Here is a 23369-nt window from a genome sequence, read left to right as displayed (position 1 = left end):
TCTCCTCGCTGCAAGGCTGGATTGGCCATCAGGCTTCGCCGGGCACGGGCCGCGCCACGCAATACGCCGGGTCGCGCGTTTGCCGCACGAGCGCCGGAATGATCTCGGCGTAAGCGGCTAGCGTGCTGGCATAGGGCGGCGGCATATCCGCCTTCACGACTTCGTGCAGACGCGGCAACGCATGAAACGGCACCATCGGAAACATATGGTGCTCGACGTGATAGTTCATGTTCCAGTAGAGAAAACGGAACACGGGATTCATCCGCACCGTACGGCAATTGCGCCGATGATCGAGCACGTTTTCGGGCATGCCCGCATGCTGCGTGAGGCCGAAATACACGTAGAGCCATGCACCATAAAGACTCGGCAAGCCAATATAGAGCAGCGGCAAAATGGAACGAAAGCCAATGCACGCGGCAATGACGAGTGCATACACACACAATGTGATGCGCGCTTCGCGTCTCACCTTGGGCCATTCCGTCTCGGGTACAAAACTTCGTTCTTCCGCGCCGATTTTTCCGCGTGCGGCGGCAATCGTTCCCGGCAATTCTTTGGCAACGTGTTTGATCGCGAATACGTTGAGCGCGAGCGAGAGCCAGTCCGTCGGGCGCGGCGCGGCGATCTCGGGATCGCGGCCCACGACCAGCGTGTCGGTGTGATGGCGCGCGTGGCTCCAGCGCCAGACCGTGGCGCGGCGAAAGATCTGGAACGACGCGACCTGATACAGCACGTCGTTCATCCAGCGCGTCTTGAAGGCCGTGCCGTGACCGGCTTCGTGCCAGCGCGAGTCGGCGGGACTGCAATAGAGCGTGCCGTAAAGCAGAAAGGCGGGCACGGCCCACCACGAATGCCGGTGCCAAAGGCAGCCCGCGAGCACGGCGCTCGCGAGAATGGCGGCGTACCAGATTGCCGTGTCGCGTATCGCCCGCGCGTCGCTGCGCTGCATCAACTGCTTCATCAGCGGGCGCGGCACCGCGCACTTGTACCATTCGGCGTTGACGAGGCCTGCGGCGCGCGCGCGTTCGCCCGCACCGCCCACGAGTTGATAGTCCGCGTGATTTGCCACGGTTGTCTCCTGTGCTTTTCCACACAGTAGGCGATAGCCGCGCGCGCCTCAACGCCGCGATTGACGAAATTTCGGCAGACGACTAGTTTGGAACGTCAACGTGAAAAGTGATGCCGATACAGCACGCCCACGGAGGAGACACCATGAGCGCGGAGATTCCGCCCCGCTGGCGCAAGCGCAGCGCGCGCTTCGTCGAGATCGCCGCACTCGCGGGCGTGAGCACGGCCACCGTGGATCGCGTGCTCAACGAGCGCGGCAGTGTTTCGGTGGCCACGCGCGAACGCGTGGTCGCGGCCGCGCGCGAACTCGCGGTGCCGCGTCAGTTGCCGGACACGAAACACGGCCTGATCCATATCGACGTGGCGCTGCCCGAAAGCGGCGTGCCGTTCTTCGCGCGCCTTCGCGAGGCGTTGCAGCGCGCCACGCAGATGCTCGACCGGCGCGTGGTCGTGCATCGTCTGCCCATTTCCGCGGCCGACGAAGCACGCGTGACGGCCGCGCTCGACGCGCCGCCGTATCGGCGCGGGGCGCTCATCGTGACGACGCAAGATACGCCGGCCGTGCGTGCGGCGCTGGCGGCCGCGATCGCGCGCGGCGAAACCGTCGTGACCATGGTCACCGACATCGGCGGTCTCGCGCATCGGCACTACGCGGGCATCGACAACGCGCGTGCCGGCGCGACGGCGGCGTACTGGATCGGGCGTCTCGCGCGCGAGCCGGGCCGCGTGCTTGTGTTGCCGAGCCGGCTCGACTATCGCGCACACGTGGAGCGCGTGGAGGGGTGCCGCGCGCAACTCGCGCGGCGCTTCGCATCGCTCGCCTTCGAATGCGCCGGCGACGAAACCCGCGACGAAGACGACCGCGCCTTTCGCGCGGTCATGGCGGCGCTCAAACGCGGCCCGCTGGCGGGTCTCTACAACACGGGCTACGGCTCGGCGGGCGTGGCGGCGGCGCTGCGCAAACATGGCGCGGCGGGGCGCACGGTGTGGATCGGCCACGAGATGGTCGATCTGCATCGCGAATACATCGAGGCCGGCATCATGGACGTGGCGATCGATCAGGACCCGGACGGCCAGGTGATCGCGGCGTTGCAGCACGCGTTGCATGCGTGCGGCGTGGTGGCGGAAGCACCGCCCGCCGAGCCGGTGGAGTTTCGCGTGTTCTGCCCGGCCAACGTGCGGCTTACGCGTTATCTGCGCGAGTGAACGCCGCTTCCGCCACCTTCTGCACGCGGTTCATGCGAGCGCTGGCCGGCTGCCATCGTGTCGATCGGTCAGGCCACCGCCGCCGCTTCGCGCTCGCGCACGGCGTGGTCGCTCGACACCTGCACCGGCACGCGCCGCGCGAGCGCGCACATCAGCTCGTAGCCGATGGTGCCCGACGCCTCGGCCACTTCGTCCACGCGCACCTGGTCGCCCCACAGCTCGACGCTCGAACCGATGCCTGCCTGCGGGCACGGCGTGAGGTCGACCGTGAGCATGTCCATGGAGACGCGGCCCACGACGCGCGTGCGCACGCCGTCCACGACAATGGGCGTGCCGCTCTTCGCGTGGCGCGGATAGCCATCGGCATACCCGCACGCGACCACGCCGATGCGCATCGGCTGCTCGACCGCGAACGTGCGGCCATAGCCGACCGTTTCCGCGGGCGCGAGCGTCTGCACGCCAATAATGCGGCTCGTGAGCGTCATGGCCGCGCGCAAACCCGTGTCTTCGATATGGCGCGCCACGCCCGTGGGCGAAGCGCCGTACAGGATCGTGCCGGGCCGCACCCAGTCGCGATGCGCGCGCGGATGCCAGAGCACGCCCGCCGAGTTCGACACCGACCGTTCGCCGGGCAGATCGCCCACGGCGGCGTCGAAGGTATCGAGTTGCCAGTCGATGTGGCCGTCGTCGGCGTTCGCGAAATGCGTCATGAGCCCGATTTCGCCGATCGCATCGATGCCGCGCGCCCGTTCCCACGCCGCGCGGTACGCATGCGGGCGAAAGCCCAGCCGGTTCATGCCGGAATTCATCTTGAGCTGGATGTCGACGGGACGCGCGCCGTGCGCGAGACGCGTGGCGGCGAGCAGGTCCAGTTGCTCGTCGCAATGAACGGCCACCGTGAGCCGGTGCGTGACGGCGAGGGCGACGTCGGCGGGCTCGAAGAGACCTTCGAGCAGCAGCAGCGGCTTCGTCCAGCCGAGTTCGCGCACGCGTATGGCTTCGTCGAGATCGAGCAGCGCGATGCCGTCCGCGCTCGCGAGCGCCGGATAGATGCGCTCGATGCCATGCCCGTAGCCGTTGGCCTTGACGACCGCGAACGCACGCGATTGCGGCGCGCGTTGTCGGGCAACGTGGAGGTTGTGGCGAATGGCGTCGGGGTGAATGCGGGCGAGGATAGGGCGCGGCATGGACGATGGACGTGAAGAAAGGTGACTGACGGCGACGTAAGGCTATCCAGTGGATTGCGCAATCGTATTGATTTTTTGGCAGTTATTTTTAACGTATTTGTTGCTTAATTTGGGCGATTCGACTATTGCGTTTTGCGCAAGCTTTCCTCTGAAGATTCACATTCCGCGCATATTTCCTTAAAAAGATATAGAACCAACGCATCCGGTCCTTACGGCGCGAGCCTGCGAGGCGAACGATGCGAAGCACTATGACGAAGCTGGCGCTGTGGTCGGGCGCGCTTTCGTCCGGGGCGCTTTCCCCGGCGGCGGATGCGGCGTGCACGGCGAGCGCGCCCGCGAGCAGTACCACGGTCACGTGCTCGGGGGCGGGCATCGGCACGGTCAACGCGGCCACCGGCAGCACCAATGTGACCGTGAATCTCGATTCGACGGCTTCGGGAAGTTTCGCACTACCAGGCACGCCCACGCCCTTCACCGTCGACACGAATAGCGCCATCACGAATAACGGTGCGCTCGCGCTCTCGGGCAACGGTTCGGGGGTCGCGAATCGCGGCGCCACGCTGCTCGGCGTCAACGACGGCAACGTCGTCACCAACGCGGCGAGCGGCACGATCAGCACCACCGGCACCTACAACGACGGCCTCGCGGCGAACGGTAGCAACAATCGCCTCGTCAACAACGGCACGATCACGACCACGGGCGCGAACTCGTACGGCATGACGGCCGCCTGGGGGCAGAGCAACACCGGCGAAACCGGCAACACGCTCGTCAATACGGGCAGCGTGACCACGTCCGGCGGCAACGCGCGCGCAGCCTCGCTGCTGGGCGGCAACAGCACGATCGACAACAGCGGCACGCTTACCGCGAACGGCCGCGACAGTCCCGCTGTGTTCATGCAGGGCAACAACGAGACGCTCGTCAACAGCGGCACGATCCAGACCACCGGCACGGCGTCGAGCACGGGCAGTGTCGACGCGGTGGTGTCGAACACGGTGGGCAGTTCGTTCACGGCGACCATCACGAACGCGGCGGGCGGCCAGATCATCGCCAATAACGGCAGCGGCATACGCTCGACCAACGGCAACACGACTATCACGAACGCGGGTTTGATCCAGGGCGGCAACGGCACGGCGATTCGCAACGGCAACGGCAACGACGCGCTGATTCTGCAAACCGGCTCGCAGATCGTCGGCATCGCGAATGGCGGCGCGGGCAACAACCTCGTGCGTCTGCAAGGCTCGGGCACGGCGTCGAACGCGTTCGTGGGCTATCAGACGCTCACCATGGAGGGCGATGCGTGGACATGGTCCGGCACGGGCACCTTCTCGACGGCGCAGGTGCAAAGCGGCACGCTGGACCTCACGGGCACGCTCGGCACGACGACCTCGACGGTCACCGCGAGCGTGAATGCGGGCGCGACGCTGCAGGCGAACGCGTCGAACCTGCCGCTGACCGTGACCGACAACGGCCTCGTGCGGTTCCAGCAGGACGGCGCGGGCACGTATACCGGCGCGATCGGCGGAACGGGCGCGATGGAGAAAACCGGCGCGGGCACGCTCGTCATGATGCCCGCCGGTGGCAATACGTACTCGGGCGGCACGACGATCACACAAGGCACGTTGTCGCTGGCCGCCGATAACGCATTGGGCGCGACCCGCGGCGCGCTCGCGCTCAACGGCGGCACGCTGCAATTCGCGGGTGCATTCGATCTTGCCGCGAGCCGCGCGATCTCGATCACCGCGAACAACGGCACGATCGATACTCAGGACTACGACACGACGATCGCGCAGGCGATGAGCGGAGCGGGCACGCTCACGAAGCTCGGCAGCGGTGCGCTCACGCTCAACGGCGCGAACGGTTACACGGGCGGCACGAACGTGAACGCCGGCACGTTGATCGTGGGCGATGGCACGAGCGCGACGGCGGCGCTCGCGGGCGGCGGCGCCGTGACCGTGGCTTCGGGCGCGACGCTCGCGGGCTATGGCAGCGTGACGGGCGATGTCACGAACGGCGGCACCATCGCGGTGGCGAACGCGCTCGCGAGTCTCGCCAGCGGCGCGACCGGCAATCTGCAGATCAACGGCAATCTCACCAACGCGGGACTCGTGCAACTGGGCGGCGCGGGCGTGGGCAACACGCTCACGGTGGCGGGCAACTACATTGGCCAGAATGCGACGATTGCGCTCAACACCTATCTCGCGGGCGACGGTGCGCCTTCCGACAAGCTTGTGGTGAACGGCGGCACGGCGAGCGGCACGAGTGCGCTCAAGGTCACCAACGTCGGCGGACCGGGCGCGCAAACGTTGGGCGACGGCATCGAAGTCGTGCAGGCCGCGAACGGCGCAACCACGAGCGCGAGTGCGTTCACGCTCGACGGCGGGTCGGCGAAGGCCGGCGCGTACGAGTATTTTCTCGCGAAAGGCGGCGAGTCGGCGGGCAGCGGCAGCAACTGGTATCTGCGTAACACGATTCCCGTGCAGCCCGCCGCGCCCACGCAACCGGTATCGCCCGGATCGCCGCCACCGGCGCCGCAAACGCCCATCGTCGCCGCGCCAGGCACGCCCGAAGCCATCACGACGGCGGTCGAGCAGGCGCCGCAAAGCGGCACTCCCGTGCCCGTCTATCGCCCCGAAGCGGCGCTCTACGCCGCCGCGCCCGCCGCCGCCAGACAGTTGGGATTGCTACAGATCGATACCTTTCACGACCGGCAAGGCGAGCAAGGTCTGTTGACCGAAACCGGCACCGTGCCCGCAACGTGGGCGCGCGCGTGGGGCGGCAGCAGCACCGTGGCCGGGGGCGGCGACTTGAAGCCTTCGTACGACGCCACCGTGTGGGGCATGCAGGTCGGCCAGGACGTGTACGCGAACACGACGGCGAACGGTGTGCGCAATCACTACGGCTTCTTCCTCGGCTTCGCGCGCTCGGTAGGCGACGTGAACGGCCTCGCGCTCGGCCAGCCCGATTACGGCGTGGGCGCGTTGCAAGTGAACGCGTACAACCTTGGCGCGTACTGGACGCATATCGGCGCGAGCGGCTGGTACACGGATGCCGTGGCGACGGGCAGCGCGCTCAGCGTGAGCACCCGTTCCATCGACGGCGTTCGCGGCTCCACGCACGGCGGCGCATTCACGGGCTCGGTGGAAGCGGGCCTGCCGATCGCGCTCGGTTACGGCCTCACGCTGGAGCCGCAGGCACAACTCGTGTGGCAATGGCTCTCGCTCGATCAATTCGACGACGGCGTCTCGAACGTCACCTGGAACAACGGCAGCACGTTTCTGGCGCGCGTCGGCACGCGGCTGCAATGGGCGTTCGACGCGCACGGCGTGAACTGGGAGCCGTATCTGCGCGTGAATGTGCTGCGTTCGTTCGGCAGCGGCGACCAGACCACCTTCAGCGGCACCACCACGCTCGGCACGCCCGTGGGGCAAACGGCGGGACAGGTGGGCGCGGGACTCGTCGCGCAGGTGACGAAGCGCGGCAGCGTGTTCGCCACCTTCAGCTATACCGGCAATCTTGGCGGCGAACACGTGCGCACGATTACCGGCGACGCGGGGCTGCGCTGGGCGTGGTGAATGCGTGCGCGCGCGTGCGCGAGTGGACTTGCGTGCGTTCAAACATCGTCTTGCGCGAAGGTTTCGAGCACCTGCACGAGCAGGCGTGCCGGTTCGGCGAGCGTACCGGGCGCGCGATGCACGAGGCCGATGTCGCGATGAAACGTGTGTGCGCCGAGATCGATGGCGCGCACCTGCGCGGGCCAGCGCCGCCACGCAGCGGTTTCGGGCACGAGCGCGACGCCCGCGCCGTTGGCGACGAGCCGCACGATGGCATCGAGTTCGTCGAGTTCGCACAGATCGCGCACGGCGCAATGCTGGCGGCGCAGAAAGCGGTCCACCTGGCGACCGCCGAACGACGCGCGGTCGTAGCGGATGAACGGCTCGCTCGCGAGCAGCGCGCTCCAGTCGTCGCCCTTGATATTGCCCTTGACGTCACGCGTGCCGCGGCGCGGCACGATGAGCCGGAACGGCTCGCGCGCAAGCGTGGTCCAGCGCAGATCGCTTTGCAGCGCGAAGGGCGGCCGGATGATCGCGGCCACGTCGATATCGCCCGCATCGACGAGATTGAGCAGATCCATGGAGACGCCCGGAATCACGCGCGCGCGGCACTCGGGGCTGCGCCTGAAGAACGCCGCGAGCGCGTCGGGCAACAGCGAGCGCTGCACGGACGCGATGGCGCCCACCGTCACGCGGCCCGTTGCGGCCGGATTTTCCGCGCTCGTGCTGAGATTCTCGTAGAGCCGGATCACTTCCTGCGCCTGCGCGAGAATCTGCTGACCCATGGCGTTGAGGCGCGCGCTGCGGCCTTCGCGGTCGAACAGCGCGAAGCCGAGTTCCGCTTCGAGACGCTGCATCTGCGCGCTCACGGCGGCCTGCGTCAAGCCGATCTTCTGCCCGGCCGCCGCGAACGTGCCGGCCTGCGCCACCGCCAGCAGCGTTTTCAGTTCGCGTATCATTGATCGATTTTATTTGTGAATCATAAAATTATATATTGATTTTATTTTTGCTTCGCCGCGCCTAAGATGGCGCCACGCTTTTTATATTCCCCACGATTCAGGAGCCTGGCCATGGCGCTTTCGCCGTTTCATCTTGCGATTCCCGTGTACGACCTCGCGGCGGCGCGCGACTTCTACGGGCGCGTATTCGGCCTTGCCGAAGGCCGCTCGAGCACGCAATGGGTCGACTTCGACTTCTTCGGCCATCAACTCGTGATTCACGAGCATCCGAAAACGGCGGCGCAGGATCACGCGCACACCAATCCCGTCGACGGCCACGACGTGCCCGTGCCGCATTTCGGCGTGGTGCTCGGCTGGGACCAATGGGAAACGCTGGCCGAACGCCTGCGCACGTTCGGCACGCAGTTCGTGATCGAACCGTATGTGCGTTTCAAGGGGCAGGTGGGCGAGCAGGCAACCATGTTCCTGCTCGATCCGTGCGGCAACGCGCTCGAATTCAAGGCGTTCAAGGACATCGGCCAACTGTTCGCGAAGTAAGCGAATCCCGCGGCGGATTCGCGCGCCTCACGGTGGCGGCGCGGGCATGAACTTGAACGACGGCGTTGCCACGAAATTGCCCGCGACTTCGCCCGAATACACCTGGCCCGAGTCGATCGTGAGTTTCATCACGGGCGCGCCCGGTTTGAGATCGAGCTTGCGCAGCGAGATCCAGAACGTGTCGGGGCGCGTGGCCGAATCGAAGTAATAGACAAGGTTGGTCTGGTCCGAGACGGTGCGCCAGATCGTCGACGACAGATTCGGCATGTTGGGCGTGGAAATGCCGAGCGGCACGCTCACCGAACGCATCAGACTCATCACGCTCGCCACCGCCTGATACGCCGCGTTTTGCTGCGGCACGCCCGCCATATAAGCGGGATCGGGCCGCTTGGGAATGGCGTCGAGCAGAAACGAGGCGCGCACGAAGCGGTCGGCCGCGCGATTCGTGCCGGGCAGGAACGCGAGGCCGCCCACGCCTTTCCAGTAAGTATTGAGCGCGAGCTGCTCCGGGTAGATGGGCGAATTCGTCATCACCTTGTAGGCCTTGTCGTGCATCACCACGAGCTTGCCGTCGATGTATTCGAGGATGGCCGAGTCGCCGTGCGCGTCCGAGAGCGAGAGGTGGATCGAGATCGGTTTGCCGTCGGGCAGCGGCGGGGCGATGATCTGGAACGGATCGTGCCCGAGCGCATCCACGGCTTCGGCCACGGTGGCGAAATTGTCGAGCACGTACTGCGCCCACAGGCTGATGGACAGGGGCGGGCGGCCCGAGTTGGGCGGTCCGTAGTCGGTCTCGGCGAGATAGAGCGCGTTGGCCACGAGGCCGCGCTCGTTCATGCCGTCCACGCTGCCGATGTCGTAGCCCGACACCACCACGCTGCCGTATTTCGAGCGCCAGCGCGGCGAGCGCGGCCCTGCGTTGCCGGTACGTTCGATGCCGGCGGGGAACACCCAGAGGTTCGAGCGCATGTCTTCGGACCAGTCCATCGAACGCCCCGTGATGACCTGGCCGCTGTCGCCCACGTAGAGCGCGCGCGTGCAGGCTTGTGCGGGCGGCGAGGCGAGCGGCGCGACGGCGAGCACGAGCGCGGCGGCGATGGCGCCGGCTTTCATGCTCGCTTTCCAGTACCTGCGCGAGCGGCAGAGCCTACGAAGCGGCGTGCAAGGCAGTTGGCGCATGGCGGCGCTCCCAAAATGGAACGCCCGATCATGTCACGAAGGCGCGCGACGCCGCGCGAACGTGGCCGCCGCGCTTTCGTGGCGGTATCGCCGGCAGCTTCGAGGCACGCGCCGCGCCGCTTTTCGCCCATGTTCGCATGGCCGCGTCCGTCATTCCTCATGCGCTTTAAGGCACCTTTAAGTGTCGATCGACATGCTGATGGGCGTCTCGCCGCGCACCTCGCGCGCGGGCCCGATCCATGGAGGATGAGATGCGTTTTCGCACTGCTATCGCGGTTGCACTGGTCGCCGTACCGGTCGCCGCTCTGGCGGCCCAGCCGCTTTTCGTCGATGTCGATGGCCACGCCGTGCCGGCCAGCGCGGGGGTGCACGAAACCCGCGTGGTGCAAACAGCGGGCGGTCCCGTCAAGGTCAGCACGTGGAGCTGGCATAGCCCGAACGGGGCCAGCCAGATTCAGGTTCAGTCGAGCAACGGCGGACCGCCGCCAGACTGGGCGGTCGCGCAAATGCGCGCCATGAATGCGCAGATGCAGGCCATGCAGATCCAGATGCAGCAGTTCCAGCAGGCCGCGTTCAACGGCGGTTTCGCAATGCCCGCGCCGACGCCGGTGTTGTTCGCCGTGCCCACGTGGGCGGTGCCGGGGCCAGTGATTGTCGTGGCGCCCGGACAAAATGCCTTGCAGCGTCAAGCGCCTGCGCCCGCAGCGCCCGCGGCTCCCGCAGTAACGCAACCGCACGCACCGGGCGTGCATATCTGAGCCTTCGGGCCACGCCGCTTGAACCGCCGCCGGGCCATCCGGCGGCCGGCCAATCTCTCCGCCAACCTCGTTCGTATCTCACTAGACGCCGCCGCTGGTGGGCCTTCGTGCGTTCGAGCACCTTCTCCTCGGATACCAGCAATCCTGCCCCAATAGTCGTTGCAAACTGTTATCCCCCGCTGTAATCGCTTTGAAATCTCGTGACGAGTTTGTTAAGATTGCGCCCCGGATGCTAATGAGAATGCGTCTCATTGGCGATGGGGACATCTTTCTGAACGACATGACCGATCGAGGCTTCACTCGCGGCGCGCGATATCGCCCGATTTCCCTGGCCGTCTGGCTGACTTTTGCGGCCTCGCAAGCGGCCTGGGCTCAGACCACGCCTGAACCGGCGACATCGGCGGCGAACGCGGCATCAACGCCGGCGGTTACGTCGGCGCAAACCGCCGCGCCCACGCTGCCCGCCGTGAAAGTCAACGCGAGCGCCGTGAGCGATTCGCCGTTGCACCTCGACGCACCGGTGTCGAGCGGCGCGCTCGGCACGCGCACGCAGCTCGATACGCCGTTTTCGACCACGGTCGTGACCGGCGACGATCTCGCCGATCGTCAGGTCTATCGTCTCGGCGACGTATTCGCGGGCGACGCCTCCGTGAGCGACAACAGCAACGCCTACAGCGCGTGGGCGACTTACATCACGATTCGCGGCCTGCCGATCGACTGGCAGAACGGCTTTCGTATCGACGGCAATCCGTTCATCTCGTACGGCATCACCATGCCTTACGAACAGCTCGATCGCGTCGAACTGCTCAAGGGCCTCGGCGGCTTCATGTACGGTTTCGCGCAGCCAGGCGGCCTCGTCAACTACGTCACGAAGCGTGCCGGCAAGGACCCGGTGACGAGCCTCGACGTTGGCTATCGCATGGACGGCGTGATGCGCGAGCACGTGGATTTGAGCCGGCGCTTCGGTCCCGACGACATGTTCGGCGCGCGGCTGAATTACACGAAGGAAGCGGGCAAGACCTATAACGCGGGCGATATCAATCGCAATTCGCTTTCGGTCGCGCTCGACGGCCAGCTCACGCGCGATTTGCAGGTCTATTTCAACGCGCTGTATCAAACGATTCGTTCGAGCGGTCAGACGCCCGCGATCTACACGGGCAGCTATACGGCGTCGAGCCTGCCTGCCGTGCTGAGCGGCGGCACCAACTGGCTGGGCGGCACCGATCAGCATCTGAACACGAACTTGCAGCTGTACACGGCGGGCGTGCGTTATCAGATCGCGCCGGACTGGTCCTTCAGCACCTCGGGCAGCTACAGCAAGTCGTCGCGCGATCGCAACGAGAGCACGCTCACGCTGCTCAACCAGGCGGGCGACTATTCCGACTCGCGCTGGAACGGCGACGAAGGCCATCAGGACATCTACTGGCAGGGCATGTTCGAAGGCAAGGTGAAAACGGGGCCGCTCACGCATCAACTGGTAATGGGCGGATCGTGGCAGCACCAGACCAACGACTACGCTTCGAATTCGCTGTATTTCACCCAGGGCGACGGCAATCTCTACCAGCCGAATCCGTGGCGATACTACTCCGGCAGCGGGCTCGAAAAGTATCGTGCGAGCGAGATCACGCAGGCTTCGGTGTTCGCGAGCGACACGGTCGAGATCACGAGCCGCTGGTCGTTGCTCGCGGGTCTGCGCTACACCAACTATAGTCAGGATACCTACGCGACCACGGGCGCGAAGACCGCTTCGTACAGCCAGAACGGGGTATTCACGCCAACGTTCGCGCTGATGTTCAAGCTCGAACCGCAGACCACGCTGTATGCAAGCTATGTCGAGTCGCTGGAGCAGGGCGCGATCGTCGACAGCATCTACGCGAACGGCGGTTCGATGCTGCGGCCGCTACGCTCGCGTCAGTACGAGATCGGCGTGAAGAGCGAGCATGCGCGCTGGAGCGCGAATGCCGCGCTGTTCCGCATCGAACGCGGCGCGGCCTATGCGAACAGCGCGAACGTGTACGTGCAGGACGGCGACTCGATCTACGAGGGTATCGAAGCGGGCGGCAGCGTGCGGCTCGGCCGCAGCTGGCAGGTGTCCGGCGACGTGATGCTGCTCGATACGTGGTACGCGAAGGGCCAGTCGTACAACACGAATCGCGTGGCGGGCGCGCCCAAGTTCGTCGTGGCCGGACGCGTGAGCTACGACGTGCCTTACGTGCCGGGCCTGCAACTGGGCGCCGACGCGAAGTTCACGGGCAACACCGAAGTGCGCCCGCAGAACAATCTGCAAACCGGCGGCTTTCTGCTCGTCAACGTGGGCGCGAACTACCTGACGCGCGTGGGCGGCCACGACGTCACGCTGCGCGCGGCCATCGACAATATCGCCAATCGCCGCTACTGGATGTTCCAGTACGCCGACTACATCGCGCCGGGCGATCCGCGCATGGTGAGCCTCAACGCGAAGATCGACTTCTGACGCGCGCGCAAGCTCACGAAATCGGCTTCGAGTTCGCGGTGGGATTGCCGAGGTCGTCGGTGGGCAGATACTGCTGATCGAACGCGGCCGCATAGAGCGCCCACTGCGGCTGCCCGACATCCACGAGCAGCGCGCCGTCTTGCCAGATGTCGTTGTGGTCGTTCTTGTCGTTGCCCGCGCGATGAATGAACTCGCCCTTCGAGCCTTGATTCATGTGGACGTCGTGCACGCCGTTCCCTTCGCTGTAAAAGCGGCCGAACACGTACACGTCGTACGACGATTGTTGCGCGCTTAACAACAGGCGTTCGAGCGAGGCAACGGGCAGCACGGTGTCCGAGCCGTCCATCACGTCGCTGTCGCGCCACGCGCCCGTGTTCGCGAGAAAGTCGCTGCGCTGGAAGTCGAGCGCGGGGAGTGCCTGCGTACCCGTGAGCGTGGTCGAACCGGCCTGCGCCGCTTTCAGTTGCTCGATGATGGGGTGGCGGAAGTCGTAGACGAGCTTGTACTTGAGCAAGTCGTCGGCGTCGGTCGTGCCCACGTTCACGGCGATATCCCACTGCGCGCCGTTCACGCTCACGCCGAAGTGCAGATGATATTGAACTTCGTGCGGGCGGCGCGTGGATTTCAGTTGCGGCGCGCTCACGATCTTCGTCTTCACGAAACCATACGGCAGGGCCATGCGGTGCTCCTCGCGAGTGGGGAATCGACGCATTGTGCCGCAATCACATGACGATGCGCTGACACTGCGCTGTCACATTGCGCATGACGGTTGCCTCACGCATTCTTGCGCGTGGCTTTCACCGCGCGCGGGGACTTCGCAGCCGGCATGGCGCGTTCCACCAGATGTTCGACCATGTGCTGCGCGGCGGGCTGCAACGCGTCGAATGCACGAAAGCAAACGATGAAGCGGCGGCGCGCCCATGCATCCGTGAGCGGAATCGTGCGCACGTTGGTGATGCGTCCATAGGTCTTGCCCACTTCTTCCGGCACCACGCTGATGCCGAGATTCGCGGCCACCACACGGAACGCGGCATCGAAATTCGACACCACCGCGCGATAGGCGACCGTGCGTCCGCTCTGCGCCGCCGCGCGCTGCAGCAACGTATGCACGGCGGTGGACGGCGGCAAACCCACGTGCTCGTAATCGAGCGTCTCTTCGAACGCCATCGAACGGCGCTTCGCGAGCGCGTGCTCGGGATGCACCGCGAGCGCGAGCCGGTCCTCGCGCCACGGCCGCACTTCGAGGCCCGTTGAATCCACGTTGTCCCAGCACACGCCGAGCGACACGGCGCCGTCGCGCACGCGCGCAACCAGGTCGCGCGAGGTGCGTTCCTCCACATTCACGCGGATGTTCTGATGCGCGGGCAGGCGCATGAACGAGGCGAGATCGTCGAGCAAGGCCTCCGCAATGGCCGATGCCGAGGCACAGACGCTTACGCTGCCATAGAGGCCGCTACCGAGCGCGGCGACGTCGCTGGCGGCGCGCTCGAGCGTGAAAATCACGCTGCGCGCATGCTCGATGAGCGCGAGTCCTGCCGCCGTGGGCTGCACGCCGCGCCGCGAACGCGCGAGCAGGGGCACGCCGAATTCGCTCTCCAGTTGCGCGATGCGCTTGCTGATGGCCGAAGGCTCGATGTGTTCCTCACGCGCGGCGCGGCCCATGTTGCCGTGTTCGCACACGCTCACGAACAGGCGCAGCGTTTTCAGATCGATGTCGCGCACGGACGTCTCCTGTGTTTCCGGTTTGGAATGATTAAGCTTCCAAAATACCGCTTTATGTATTTCATGGAATGCCTAAAGTTAGCACATCGGTTAGCACATCGGTTAGCACAACGGCTGCAGCAAGGCCGCATACCAAACACGGAGACAACGCTTCATGTCCCTCATTCCCCAGCGCGCCGTGATCCGCGAAGTCGGTTTGCGCGACGGCCTGCAAAGCATCGAGCGCGTGCTGCCCACCGAGCACAAGCTCGAATGGATTCGCGGCGCTTACGAGGCGGGCCAGCGCGAGATCGAAGTGGGTTCGTTCGTGCCCGCGCGCCTCTTGCCGCAACTCGCCGATACGGCGGAACTCGTCGCCTACGCGAAGACCTTGCCGGGCCTCGTCGTCTCGGTGCTCGTGCCGAACCTCAAGGGCGCCGAACGCGCCATCGAGACACACGCCGACTGGATGCTCGTGCCGCTCTCGGCCAGCGTGGCGCACAGCCTCGCGAATCTGCGCAAAACGCCTGAAGACGTGGTTGCCGAAGTCGCGCGCATGCGGGCCGCGCGCGACGCGAGCGGTTCGAAAACGTTGATCGAAGGCGGCATCGGCACGGCGTTCGGCTGCACGCTGCAAGGGCATGTGGAAACCGCGCAGGTGCTGCGCTGCATGCAGATGCTGCTCGACGCGGGCGCCGATCGTGTGAGTCTCGCGGATACCGTCGGGTATGCGAATCCCGCGGCCGTGCGCATGCTGTTCGAGGCCGCGCGCAATATCGCTGGCGACCGACTCTGCTGTGCGCACTTTCACGACACGCGCGGTCTCGCGCTCGCCAACGTCTACGCGGCGCTGGAAACCGGCGTGACGCGCTTCGACGCCACGCTGGCCGGTATCGGTGGCTGTCCGCATGCGCCGGGTGCGAGCGGCAATGCGTCGAGCGAAGACCTCGCGTTCATGCTCGCCGACATGGGTATCGACACCGGCATCGACCTCGGCCGGCTGCTGGCGCTGCGCGCGCGCGTGGCCGCCTGGCTCGAAGGCGAAGCGCTGCACGGCACGCTCTGGCGCGCCGGTTTGCCGAAGACGTTCCGACCGGTTTCCACCTCCGTTTTCTGATTGATTCGAGATCCTTATGAATACTGAAACTCGTTTGCCGCTCGAAGGCGTGCGCGTGGTCGAATTCACCCATATGGTCATGGGTCCGACCTGCGGCATGATCCTCGCGGATCTGGGCGCCGAAGTCATCAAGATCGAACCGCCCGGCGGCGACAAGACGCGCAATCTGCCGGGACTCGGGATCGGCTTCTTTCGCTCGTTCAATCGCAACAAGAAGAGCGTGGTGATCGACATCACCACGGAGAGCGGCCGCGCGACCGCCACGGAACTGATCGGCCAAAGCGACATCGTGCTGGAAAACTTCCGGCCCGGCCTGATGGAAAAACTCGGCCTCGATTACGCGACGCTCTCGCAGCGCTATCCGCGCCTGATCTATGTGTCGCATAAAGGCTTCCTGCCGGGGCCCTACGAGAAGCGTCTCGCGCTCGACGAAGTCGTGCAGATGATGGGCGGCCTCTCTTACATGACCGGCCCGGAAGGGCGGCCGCTGCGCGCGGGGACGTCGGTGAACGACATCATGGGCGGCATGTTTGGCGCGATTGGCGTGCTGGCGGCGCTGCGCGAGCGCGACGCCACGGGCCGCGGCCAGGAGGTGCAAAGCGCGTTGTTCGAAAACTGTGTGTTTTTGAGCGCGCAGCACATGCAGCAATACGCGATGACGCGTGAAGCGCCGCCGCCAATGCCGTCGCGCGTTTCCGCATGGAGCGTCTACGACGTGTTCACGCTCGCGCACGGCGAGCAGCTTTTCATCGGCGCCGTGAGCGACAAGCAATTTGTCACGCTTTGCGACGTGATCGGCTGCCCCGAACTGGCGGCCGAGCCGCGCTTCGCGAACAACGCACTGCGCGTGGCCGTGCGGCCCGAATTGCTGGCGCGTCTCGGCGAGGTGTTGAAACATCGTCAGGCATCCGAATTGATTTCGCAGTTCGAAGCTGCGGGCATTCCCTACGCGCCCATCGTGCGGCCCGATCAACTGCTCGACGATCCGCACCTGAAGCAAAGCGGCGGACTCGTGCCGATGCAAACCGACGACGGCGGCACCACGGAAGTCGTGCTGCTGCCGATCACGATGGGCGGGCGCCGCCCCGGCGTGCGCCAGCCGCTCGCGCGCGTGGGCGAACACACCGAGGAAGTCTTGGCGCGCCTCAAGCACGAGGAGATTGCGCACTGAGTTGGCCCGCGCCGGATCATGACGTTCCGGCATCCACCTGATCAGACGCCCGACGAGGCGCCGACACGGAGACAAGCATGCAACGAACCCTGGGCGCGGACGATCCGCTCGACGCCGTCACGGCCATACCCGTCGCCAGCCGCGCCGCCGCGGCGCTTTCCGCACGCCTCGACCGGCTGCCCGCCACGCGGCAACTCTGGATGCTCGTGTTGCTGATATCGCTCGGCGGCTTCTTCGAAGTCTACGATCTGATCTTCACGGGCTACGTCGCGCCCGGCATGGCGAAAAGCGGTCTGCTGCAAACGACCACCTCGGCCTTCTTCGGTTTCAACGGCATTGGCGCCTTCGTGGCGGCGACGTTCGCGGGGCTGTTCATCGGCACGTTCTGCTTCGGCTGGCTGCCCGACCGCTTCGGGCGGCGCAGCGTGTTCACGTTTTCGCTGCTCTGGTATTCGATCGGCTCGGTCGCGATGGCGTTCCAGCACAGCTCCGAGGGGCTGATACTCTGGCGCTTCGTGACGGGCATCGGCGTGGGCATCGAGATCGTCACCATCGACAGTTACGTGACGGAGATGGTGCCGCAGCAAATGCGCGGCCGGGCCATGGCGTTCAATCAGGCGATCATGTTCTGCGCGGCACCGGTTTCCGCGCTGCTTTCGTGGTGGCTCGTGCCGCTTGCGCCGTTCGGCTTCGACGGCTGGCGCTGGGTCGTGCTCGCGGGTTCGTTGGGCGCGGCGCTCGTGTGGATCGTGCGCCGGCGCGTGCCGGAAAGCCCGCGCTGGCTCGTCTCGCATGGCCGCACCGAGGCCGCCGAGCAGGTGATCGCAAGAATGGAAGCGCAGGCCGAGCGCGAAAGCGGGCGCGCGTTGCCCGAACCTGCGCCGGTGGTAGCGCTGCCGCCGCATCGTCGCGCGTCGCTTGCAGAACTCTGGCAGCCGCCATATCGCGCGCGCCTCCTCATGCTGATCGCGTTCAATCTGTGCCAGGCGGTGGGCTATTACGGCTTCGCGAACTGGGTGCCGACCTTGCTGATCGGGCAGGGCGTGACGGTCACGAAGAGTTTGCTCTACGCGTTCGTGATCGCGATCGCGTTGCCGTGCGGCCCGATGCTGGCGATGCTCGTGGCGGACCGTATCGAGCGCAAGTGGCTGATCGTGGGCTCCGCGTTCGCGGTGATCGTGTTCGGTTCGCTGTTCGCGCATTCGCGCGGCGCGGTAGCGTTGATTTCGCTAGGTGTGCTGATCAGTCTTGCGGGGCAGACGATTTCAGTGTGCTATCACGCGTATCAGGCGGAGTTGTTCCCCACCGCGGTGCGATGCAGCGCGAACGGGATCGTGTATTCGGCGAGCCGGGTGGGCGCGATGATGTCGGGTTTCATCATCGCCGCGTTGCTGCGTGACTTCGGCGTGGGCGGTGTGTTCGCGGGCATCGTGGTGTGCATGCTCGCGGTGATGGTGTCGATCGGCGCGTTCGGGCCGAAGACCAATGGGGTGAGGCTGGATGAGTTGTCGGGCTGAGGGGATTCGTTATCAACGAAAAAACGGCTCGCAATGCGGCCGTTTTTTCGTACTGGCGTGCTGCGCGCTAGTGGGGCGATAGCGGCAGTCGCTCACGTGCGCTCACGCGTGCCTCACGCGGCCTTAACCACCTCAACCTTCAACGCCTCCCCACCCGCCACGATCTCCAGCAGGCGATCCACATTCGGATGCGCGCCCGGACGATTGCGCGCGTCCGCCGAATGCTCCGCGAACACGGCGAGACCGTGCTGCGCGGCGCGCGCGTCGAGCATGCCGAACGCCTCGCGCAGATAGTAATAAACCGCGAGCGAGCCTTGCTTGCCGGGCTTGTTCTCGATGCTGGCGAGCACGGCGCCCTGGCCGTCGACGAGGTCGATACGCTCGATACCGTCAATGCCCGGCAGTTGCGCGAGGTTTTCCTTGAAGACTTGGCCCGGTTGAATCGGTTGAATCACAGCAATGCTCCGTTGGTTCGATGAAAAATAGCCCCGTATCTTAGCCGATCGCGCGCCAGGCAGCCGTCGTCTCCCGTTTTCAGGCGGCTTGCAACACGGCTTCGATCGCCGTCGCCACGCGCAGCAAGCGCGCGTCGCGGCCGCCGAGTCCGCACACGCTCAAGCCCACGGGCGCCGAGTCGCGCGGCGTGCAGGGCAGCGAGACCGCGCAGCCGTCCAGGAAGTTGACCGTCGACGGATTGCGCAGCACCAGCGCGTTGGTGGCGGCGAAATGCGCCGCGTCGGCTTCGAGCGCCGCAATCGCCGGCGGCACGATCGGCACGGTCGGCATGAGGAAGCCATCGAAACCGTCGAGTGCCGCGTGGGCTTGCGCGGTGGCCGCCGCGCGCGCCGCGATCAGATCGAGGTAATCGGCGGCCAGCGCCGTTTCGCCGATACGAATGCGCGCGAGCACGCGCGGGTCGTAACGGTCGGCGTGCCCGGGCAGGTGGCCGCGATGCGTCGCGTACGCTTCGATCGGCGAGAAACCGAAGCGGTTGATCGACGGCAGCGTGTCGAGCAGCGGCAGGCGCAGCGGCGTGAGTTGCACGCCCGCGCGCGCGAGGCGGCCGAGCGCGGTTTCCCACGCCTCGCTCACGCGCGCGTCCATGCCTTCGGTCACGTAGTTCGTGAGCACCGCGAGACGCAAACCGGCCGCCGTATCGCCGGGCAACCCGGGCGTGTCGACGGGCAATCCCGCGAGCACGCGATCGACCATCGCGCAACACGCCACGCCCGGTGCGATCGCGCCGATCGAATCGAGCGTGGTGGAAAGCGGGAACGCGCCAGCGGTCGGCACGCGTCGCGCCGTGGGCTTGAAGCCGGTGAGGCCGCAGAATGCGGCGGGAATGCGCAGCGAGCCGCCAGTGTCGCTGCCGAGGCCCGCCGCCGCCATGCCGAACGCCACCGACATCGCGGCGCCCGACGACGAACCGCCCGCCACGCGCGCTTCGCCGCTGGCGCCGTCGCGCCAGGGCGAGCGCGGCGTGCCGTACCACGGATTCACGCCGAGCCCGGAGAACGCGAACTCGCTCATGTTGGTGCGGCCGAGCGGCACCGCGCCCGCGCGGCGCAGGCGCGCGACGGCTTCGGCGTCCTGCGTGGCGGGCGCGACGCCGTCGAACACGCGCGAACCGGCGCGCGTGCGCTCGCCCGCCACATCGAACAGATCCTTGATCGACACCGGTACGCCCGCGAGCGGCGAAAGCTTCACGCCCGCGCGGCGCAGCGCGTCCTGGGCGTCGGCTTCGCCGCGCGCGCGTTCGGCATCCACAGAAACGAAAGCGTGGCCGCCATGGTTGCCTTCAGCGGCGATGCGGTCGAGCGCGGCTTCGACGAGCGCGCGGCTGGTCGTGCGGCCCGCGTCGAGGTCGGCGGCGAGTTGCGTAAGCGGTGTGGCGGGAGCGAATGACATGGCGTGCGGGGCGTGAAGGGCGTGAGTGACGTGGATTGCGTGAATGGCGCGTGATTCGTCACACGCGCAACGCACGAAAGCGGAACAGGAACGGGGCGCAAAACCGTCGCGCCCAAAAATCTAAATCAAGCGATAAGTCGGTCAGGCCACGACCGGCAGCGCGCGAATCGCGTAACGCGCGCGCAGGCTGCGCTTCAGCACGGGATCGTGTAGTTCGAGCTCGAACGCGTCGCCGGATTCCATCGCCGCCATCGCGCCTTGCACCGCGAGCGTGCCGCTGTACATCGCGCTGCCCGGCGGCAACGCGCCGTCTTCGGTGTAGCGTTGCCAGAGATCGGCGGGCGGCAGCAGGCCGTCCACGGCGCCGCTCTGGTAGGCGCGCGTGGCGCCGTTCGCGGTGACGAGCGTCGCGCGCATCGTCAACTGGTCCCAGTGCCCGGCCACGTCTTCGTAACGCCATGCTTCGCGGCCGAGCGGCTTCGGGCAGACCTGCTTCGAGACGGCCACGCTGTACGCTTCGGCTTTGCGGTCGGTGTGGTCGGAGCCGATCGTCACGAGCGTGCCCAGCGGGCTCGCGAACAGCACGCATTCGACCTCGCCGCTCGTGTGCGTGCCGAGCACGTCGACGGTTTCGGCCTGGCTCAGTTGCTCCGCGCCCACGCGGTAGAAGAGCGGCGTGCTCGAGGGCGGCGCGACGCCGAGCGCCGCGAGTTCGTCGATGTGATGCTGGATCGCGTGCGCGTCGCGGCCGGCCCAGCCGGCGATCACGAGCGTGTCGATGTCGAGCGTGAGCGGCGTGGCCGCGCCATCGGCCGGCAGGACGTTGAAGGAAAGCGTCGTCATGATGGGAATTCGAGGAAGGGGGAGCGAGCCCGGCGCGCGCTAACCCACGCGCACGCCGGGCGGAAGTGCGGAATCAGTCTTGCAGCGGGCGCTTCGCCGTTTCGCGGGCGGCCAGCAGCGCGATGCCGGTGACGATCAGCGCGCCGGTCACGTAGAGCGACACGGCCGTCGTGCCATGCGAGGCGCGGAACAGCGCGACGATGATGAGCGGGGCGAAGCCGCCGCCCAGAATGCCCGCGAGCGTATAGGCCAGCGACGAACCGGCGTAGCGCACGCGCGTCGGGAACTGTTCGGTCACGAAGGCGGCCTGCGGGCCGTACATCACCGCGTGAATCACGAGGCCGATGATCACGGCGAGCACGATCAGCGCGGGCTGCGAGGTGTTCATCAGCATGAAGAAGCCGAACGCCCAGACGATCGCCGCGATCACGCCGCCGAGATACACGGGGCGACGGCCGAAGCGGTCGGAGAGCGCGCCGAACAGCGGCACGGTCGCGGCGTTGCAGGCGGTGCCCGCGAGCACGGCGGTCAGTGCGAGCGAGCGCGAGAGATTGAGCACCGTGGTCACGTAGGTGAGCGTGAACACCACGAGCAGCGCGTAGAGCACGTCCGAGCCGATACGCGCACCGCCCGCCACGATCAGCCGGCGCCAGTGCTGCTGGAACACTTCGAGCACCGGCACCTTGGCCGTGGCATGCGCTTCGTTGAGCTTTTCGAACGCGGGCGTTTCGCCCACGCTGCGGCGCACCCACAGGCCGAAGCCGACCAGCAGCAGGCTCGCGAGGAACGGCACGCGCCAGCCCCACGTGAGGAAGTCCTCCGACGACACCGCGAGCGTGATCAGCGCAATGAAGCCCGTGCCCAGCAGCGTGCCGAACGACGGCCCGACCTGCGCCCACGAGGCGTTGAGGCCGCGCTTGTTCTGGTCGCCGTGTTCGACCGCGAGCAGCACCGCGCCCGCCCATTCGCCGCCGAGCGCGATGCCCTGCACGAAGCGCAGCGCGACGAGCAGCATCGGGCTCAGGATGCCGGCGGTGGCATAGGTGGGCAGCACGCCCATCAGCGCGGTGGTGAGGCCCATGAGCACGAGCGTGAGCATGAGCACGGCGCGGCGGCCCACGCGGTCGCCGAGATTGCCGAAGATGAAACCGCCGAGCGGCCGCGAGACATACCCGACCGCGTAGGTCGAAAACGCCAGCAGCGTGCCCGCGAGCGGATCGACGGACGGGAAGAACAGGTGATTGAAGACGAGCGCCGCGAGCGTGTTGTAGACGGTGAAGTCATACCATTCGAGCGACGTGCCGATCATGCTGGCGGTCGCGAGGCGGCCGCGTCCGGCGCGCGGGTGGCTGGCCGTCGGGGCTTCTTGTGCGAGAGAGTTCATCGGGTTCTCCGTGGTCATGGGGCGGGCCGTCTTGCGGGTGGCCTGGCGTGTGGCGTTGACGTGAGGTGTGGCGTTGAGCGGCCCGGGCTGGCGAGTTCCAGGTCAGGCCGAACTCAGGCCGAAAGGCGCCAGAGCATGTCGAAGCTGCGCACCGAATCCGGCGCGACGCCGCAGGCCTGGGCGAGCTTTTGGGCCGCGGCGCGCGCGGCTTCGTTCGCACTGCCTTCGACGAATACGACGGCGTCTTCCTGCGCGGCGCGCGTGGCGGCGTCGGCGGCGCCGGTGGACAGCGGCGCGGACAGCGAGCCTTCGGTGCGGAACACGCGCACTGCATGCACGCCGGCCTCGTGCGTGGCGGCATCGGCGAGATCGCGCCAGTTCGCGGCGGCGAGTGCGGCCGGCGAGGCCACGAATATCGCGACATGGGCGCCTTCGCCTTCGCCGGCTTCGAACGCCAGCTCGCCCACGCGCCGCTGCGTGTCGCTCATGTGCGAGAAATTGCGCAGCGACCAGTCGGTTTGCTGCGTGAACGCCTGGTGATAGGCGTCGCTGCGAAACACGTCGAGCGATTCGGTGACGTACAGCGCGAGATAGCGGCGCGCCGCGCCGTCATTGGCGAGAAAGCGGCGCGCAAAGCGAAAGCCGCGAATGCCCACGCGTTCCTGCATGTGCTCGCGGTCGTACCACGCGTTGAAGTCGGCTTCGGCTTGCGGGTCGGTATCGGTCCAGATGCAAAGCTGGCCGGGCTGGGCGTGCGGTGTGGTGCTCATCGGGTCTTCCTGCGCAAGGCGTTGAATCGTTGAATCGGTCAGC

Annotated in this window: 19 protein-coding genes; 8 read left to right on the top strand and 11 right to left on the bottom strand. The window is 66.5% G+C overall.

Features of this window, described 5'->3' with window-relative positions; all coding sequences use genetic code 11:
• Nucleotides 1-28 precede the first annotated feature (28 nt).
• Nucleotides 29-1093: a fatty acid desaturase family protein gene (locus FAZ98_RS33005; protein WP_158958699.1), complete on the bottom strand. Its 1065-nt coding sequence runs from the start codon at nucleotides 1091-1093 to the stop codon at nucleotides 29-31.
• Nucleotides 1094-1209: 116 nt separating this feature from the next.
• On the opposite strand from FAZ98_RS33005, the gene FAZ98_RS33000 reads away from it, so the two are divergent.
• Complete coding sequence (locus FAZ98_RS33000; protein ID WP_158958058.1) at nucleotides 1210-2271, top strand: LacI family DNA-binding transcriptional regulator; 1062 nt, start codon at nucleotides 1210-1212, stop codon at nucleotides 2269-2271.
• A 68-nt stretch (nucleotides 2272-2339) separates the two neighbouring features.
• Here the strand turns inward: FAZ98_RS33000 and alr are convergent, their stop codons facing one another.
• Nucleotides 2340-3458 carry an alanine racemase gene (alr, locus tag FAZ98_RS32995; protein ID WP_158958056.1) on the bottom strand — a complete coding sequence of 373 codons (1119 nt, stop codon included), beginning with the start codon at nucleotides 3456-3458 and terminating at the stop codon, nucleotides 2340-2342.
• Nucleotides 3459-3706: 248 nt separating this feature from the next.
• Here alr and FAZ98_RS32990 point away from each other — a divergent pair, with 248 nt between their 5' ends.
• Entirely contained in the window at nucleotides 3707-7030 is a 3324-nt protein-coding gene (locus FAZ98_RS32990; RefSeq protein ID WP_158958054.1) for an autotransporter outer membrane beta-barrel domain-containing protein, read from the top strand.
• Nucleotides 7031-7068: 38 nt separating this feature from the next.
• Here FAZ98_RS32990 and FAZ98_RS32985 read toward each other — a convergent pair whose 3' ends face one another.
• Entirely contained in the window at nucleotides 7069-7968 is a 900-nt protein-coding gene (locus FAZ98_RS32985; protein WP_158958052.1) for a LysR family transcriptional regulator, read from the bottom strand.
• Between the two features lie 111 nt (nucleotides 7969-8079).
• Here FAZ98_RS32985 and FAZ98_RS32980 point away from each other — a divergent pair, with 111 nt between their 5' ends.
• Nucleotides 8080-8505, top strand: a complete 426-nt coding sequence (locus FAZ98_RS32980; protein ID WP_158958050.1) for a VOC family protein — start codon at nucleotides 8080-8082, stop codon at nucleotides 8503-8505.
• Nucleotides 8506-8532: 27 nt separating this feature from the next.
• Here FAZ98_RS32980 and FAZ98_RS32975 read toward each other — a convergent pair whose 3' ends face one another.
• Complete coding sequence (locus FAZ98_RS32975) at nucleotides 8533-9618, bottom strand: linear amide C-N hydrolase (protein ID WP_158958048.1); 1086 nt, start codon at nucleotides 9616-9618, stop codon at nucleotides 8533-8535.
• Nucleotides 9619-9935: 317 nt separating this feature from the next.
• On the opposite strand from FAZ98_RS32975, the gene FAZ98_RS32970 reads away from it, so the two are divergent.
• Both FAZ98_RS32970 and FAZ98_RS32965 read left to right on the top strand, forming a co-directional pair.
• Nucleotides 9936-10442: a hypothetical protein gene (locus FAZ98_RS32970; RefSeq protein ID WP_158958046.1), complete on the top strand. Its 507-nt coding sequence runs from the start codon at nucleotides 9936-9938 to the stop codon at nucleotides 10440-10442.
• Nucleotides 10443-10722: 280 nt separating this feature from the next.
• Entirely contained in the window at nucleotides 10723-12915 is a 2193-nt protein-coding gene (locus FAZ98_RS32965) for a TonB-dependent siderophore receptor (protein WP_199272504.1), read from the top strand.
• Between the two features lie 13 nt (nucleotides 12916-12928).
• Here FAZ98_RS32965 and FAZ98_RS32960 read toward each other — a convergent pair whose 3' ends face one another.
• Nucleotides 12929-13594, bottom strand: coding sequence for a DUF2278 family protein (locus FAZ98_RS32960; RefSeq protein WP_158958044.1), 666 nt, complete (start codon nucleotides 13592-13594; stop codon nucleotides 12929-12931).
• Between the two features lie 95 nt (nucleotides 13595-13689).
• Nucleotides 13690-14637, bottom strand: a complete 948-nt coding sequence (locus tag FAZ98_RS32955; RefSeq protein ID WP_158958042.1) for a LysR family transcriptional regulator — start codon at nucleotides 14635-14637, stop codon at nucleotides 13690-13692.
• Between the two features lie 154 nt (nucleotides 14638-14791).
• Between FAZ98_RS32955 and FAZ98_RS32950 the strand changes: the two genes are divergently transcribed.
• From FAZ98_RS32950 to FAZ98_RS32940, 3 genes are all read left to right on the top strand, one after another.
• Nucleotides 14792-15733 carry a hydroxymethylglutaryl-CoA lyase gene (locus tag FAZ98_RS32950; RefSeq protein ID WP_158958040.1) on the top strand — a complete coding sequence of 314 codons (942 nt, stop codon included), beginning with the start codon at nucleotides 14792-14794 and terminating at the stop codon, nucleotides 15731-15733.
• A 16-nt stretch (nucleotides 15734-15749) separates the two neighbouring features.
• Nucleotides 15750-16904, top strand: coding sequence for a CaiB/BaiF CoA transferase family protein (locus FAZ98_RS32945; protein WP_158958038.1), 1155 nt, complete (start codon nucleotides 15750-15752; stop codon nucleotides 16902-16904).
• Nucleotides 16905-16981: 77 nt separating this feature from the next.
• Nucleotides 16982-18421 carry an MFS transporter gene (locus FAZ98_RS32940; protein WP_158958036.1) on the top strand — a complete coding sequence of 480 codons (1440 nt, stop codon included), beginning with the start codon at nucleotides 16982-16984 and terminating at the stop codon, nucleotides 18419-18421.
• A 113-nt stretch (nucleotides 18422-18534) separates the two neighbouring features.
• Here FAZ98_RS32940 and FAZ98_RS32935 read toward each other — a convergent pair whose 3' ends face one another.
• The 5 genes from FAZ98_RS32935 to FAZ98_RS32915 form a co-directional block, all read right to left on the bottom strand.
• Nucleotides 18535-18873 carry a DUF2322 family protein gene (locus tag FAZ98_RS32935; protein WP_199272503.1) on the bottom strand — a complete coding sequence of 113 codons (339 nt, stop codon included), beginning with the start codon at nucleotides 18871-18873 and terminating at the stop codon, nucleotides 18535-18537.
• 82 nt (nucleotides 18874-18955) lie between these two features.
• Nucleotides 18956-20329 (bottom strand): amidase, encoded by a 1374-nt coding sequence (locus FAZ98_RS32930; RefSeq protein WP_158958034.1) that lies wholly within the window; start codon nucleotides 20327-20329, stop codon nucleotides 18956-18958.
• A gap of 141 nt (nucleotides 20330-20470) precedes the next feature.
• A complete protein-coding gene (locus FAZ98_RS32925; protein ID WP_158958032.1) occupies nucleotides 20471-21172 on the bottom strand; it encodes a DUF2848 domain-containing protein in 702 nt (233 codons plus the stop codon).
• Nucleotides 21173-21245: 73 nt separating this feature from the next.
• A complete protein-coding gene (locus tag FAZ98_RS32920; RefSeq protein WP_158958030.1) occupies nucleotides 21246-22556 on the bottom strand; it encodes an MFS transporter in 1311 nt (436 codons plus the stop codon).
• A gap of 113 nt (nucleotides 22557-22669) precedes the next feature.
• Nucleotides 22670-23326: a DUF4286 family protein gene (locus FAZ98_RS32915; protein ID WP_158958028.1), complete on the bottom strand. Its 657-nt coding sequence runs from the start codon at nucleotides 23324-23326 to the stop codon at nucleotides 22670-22672.
• Nucleotides 23327-23369: the final 43 nt, after the last annotated feature.

It is taken from the genome of Paraburkholderia acidisoli (assembly GCF_009789675.1).
GTDB classification, from domain to species: Bacteria; Pseudomonadota; Gammaproteobacteria; order Burkholderiales; family Burkholderiaceae; genus Paraburkholderia; species Paraburkholderia acidisoli.
The sequence above is the reverse complement of the archived record's forward strand: the minus strand, read 5'-3'. Positions and strand labels throughout refer to the sequence as shown.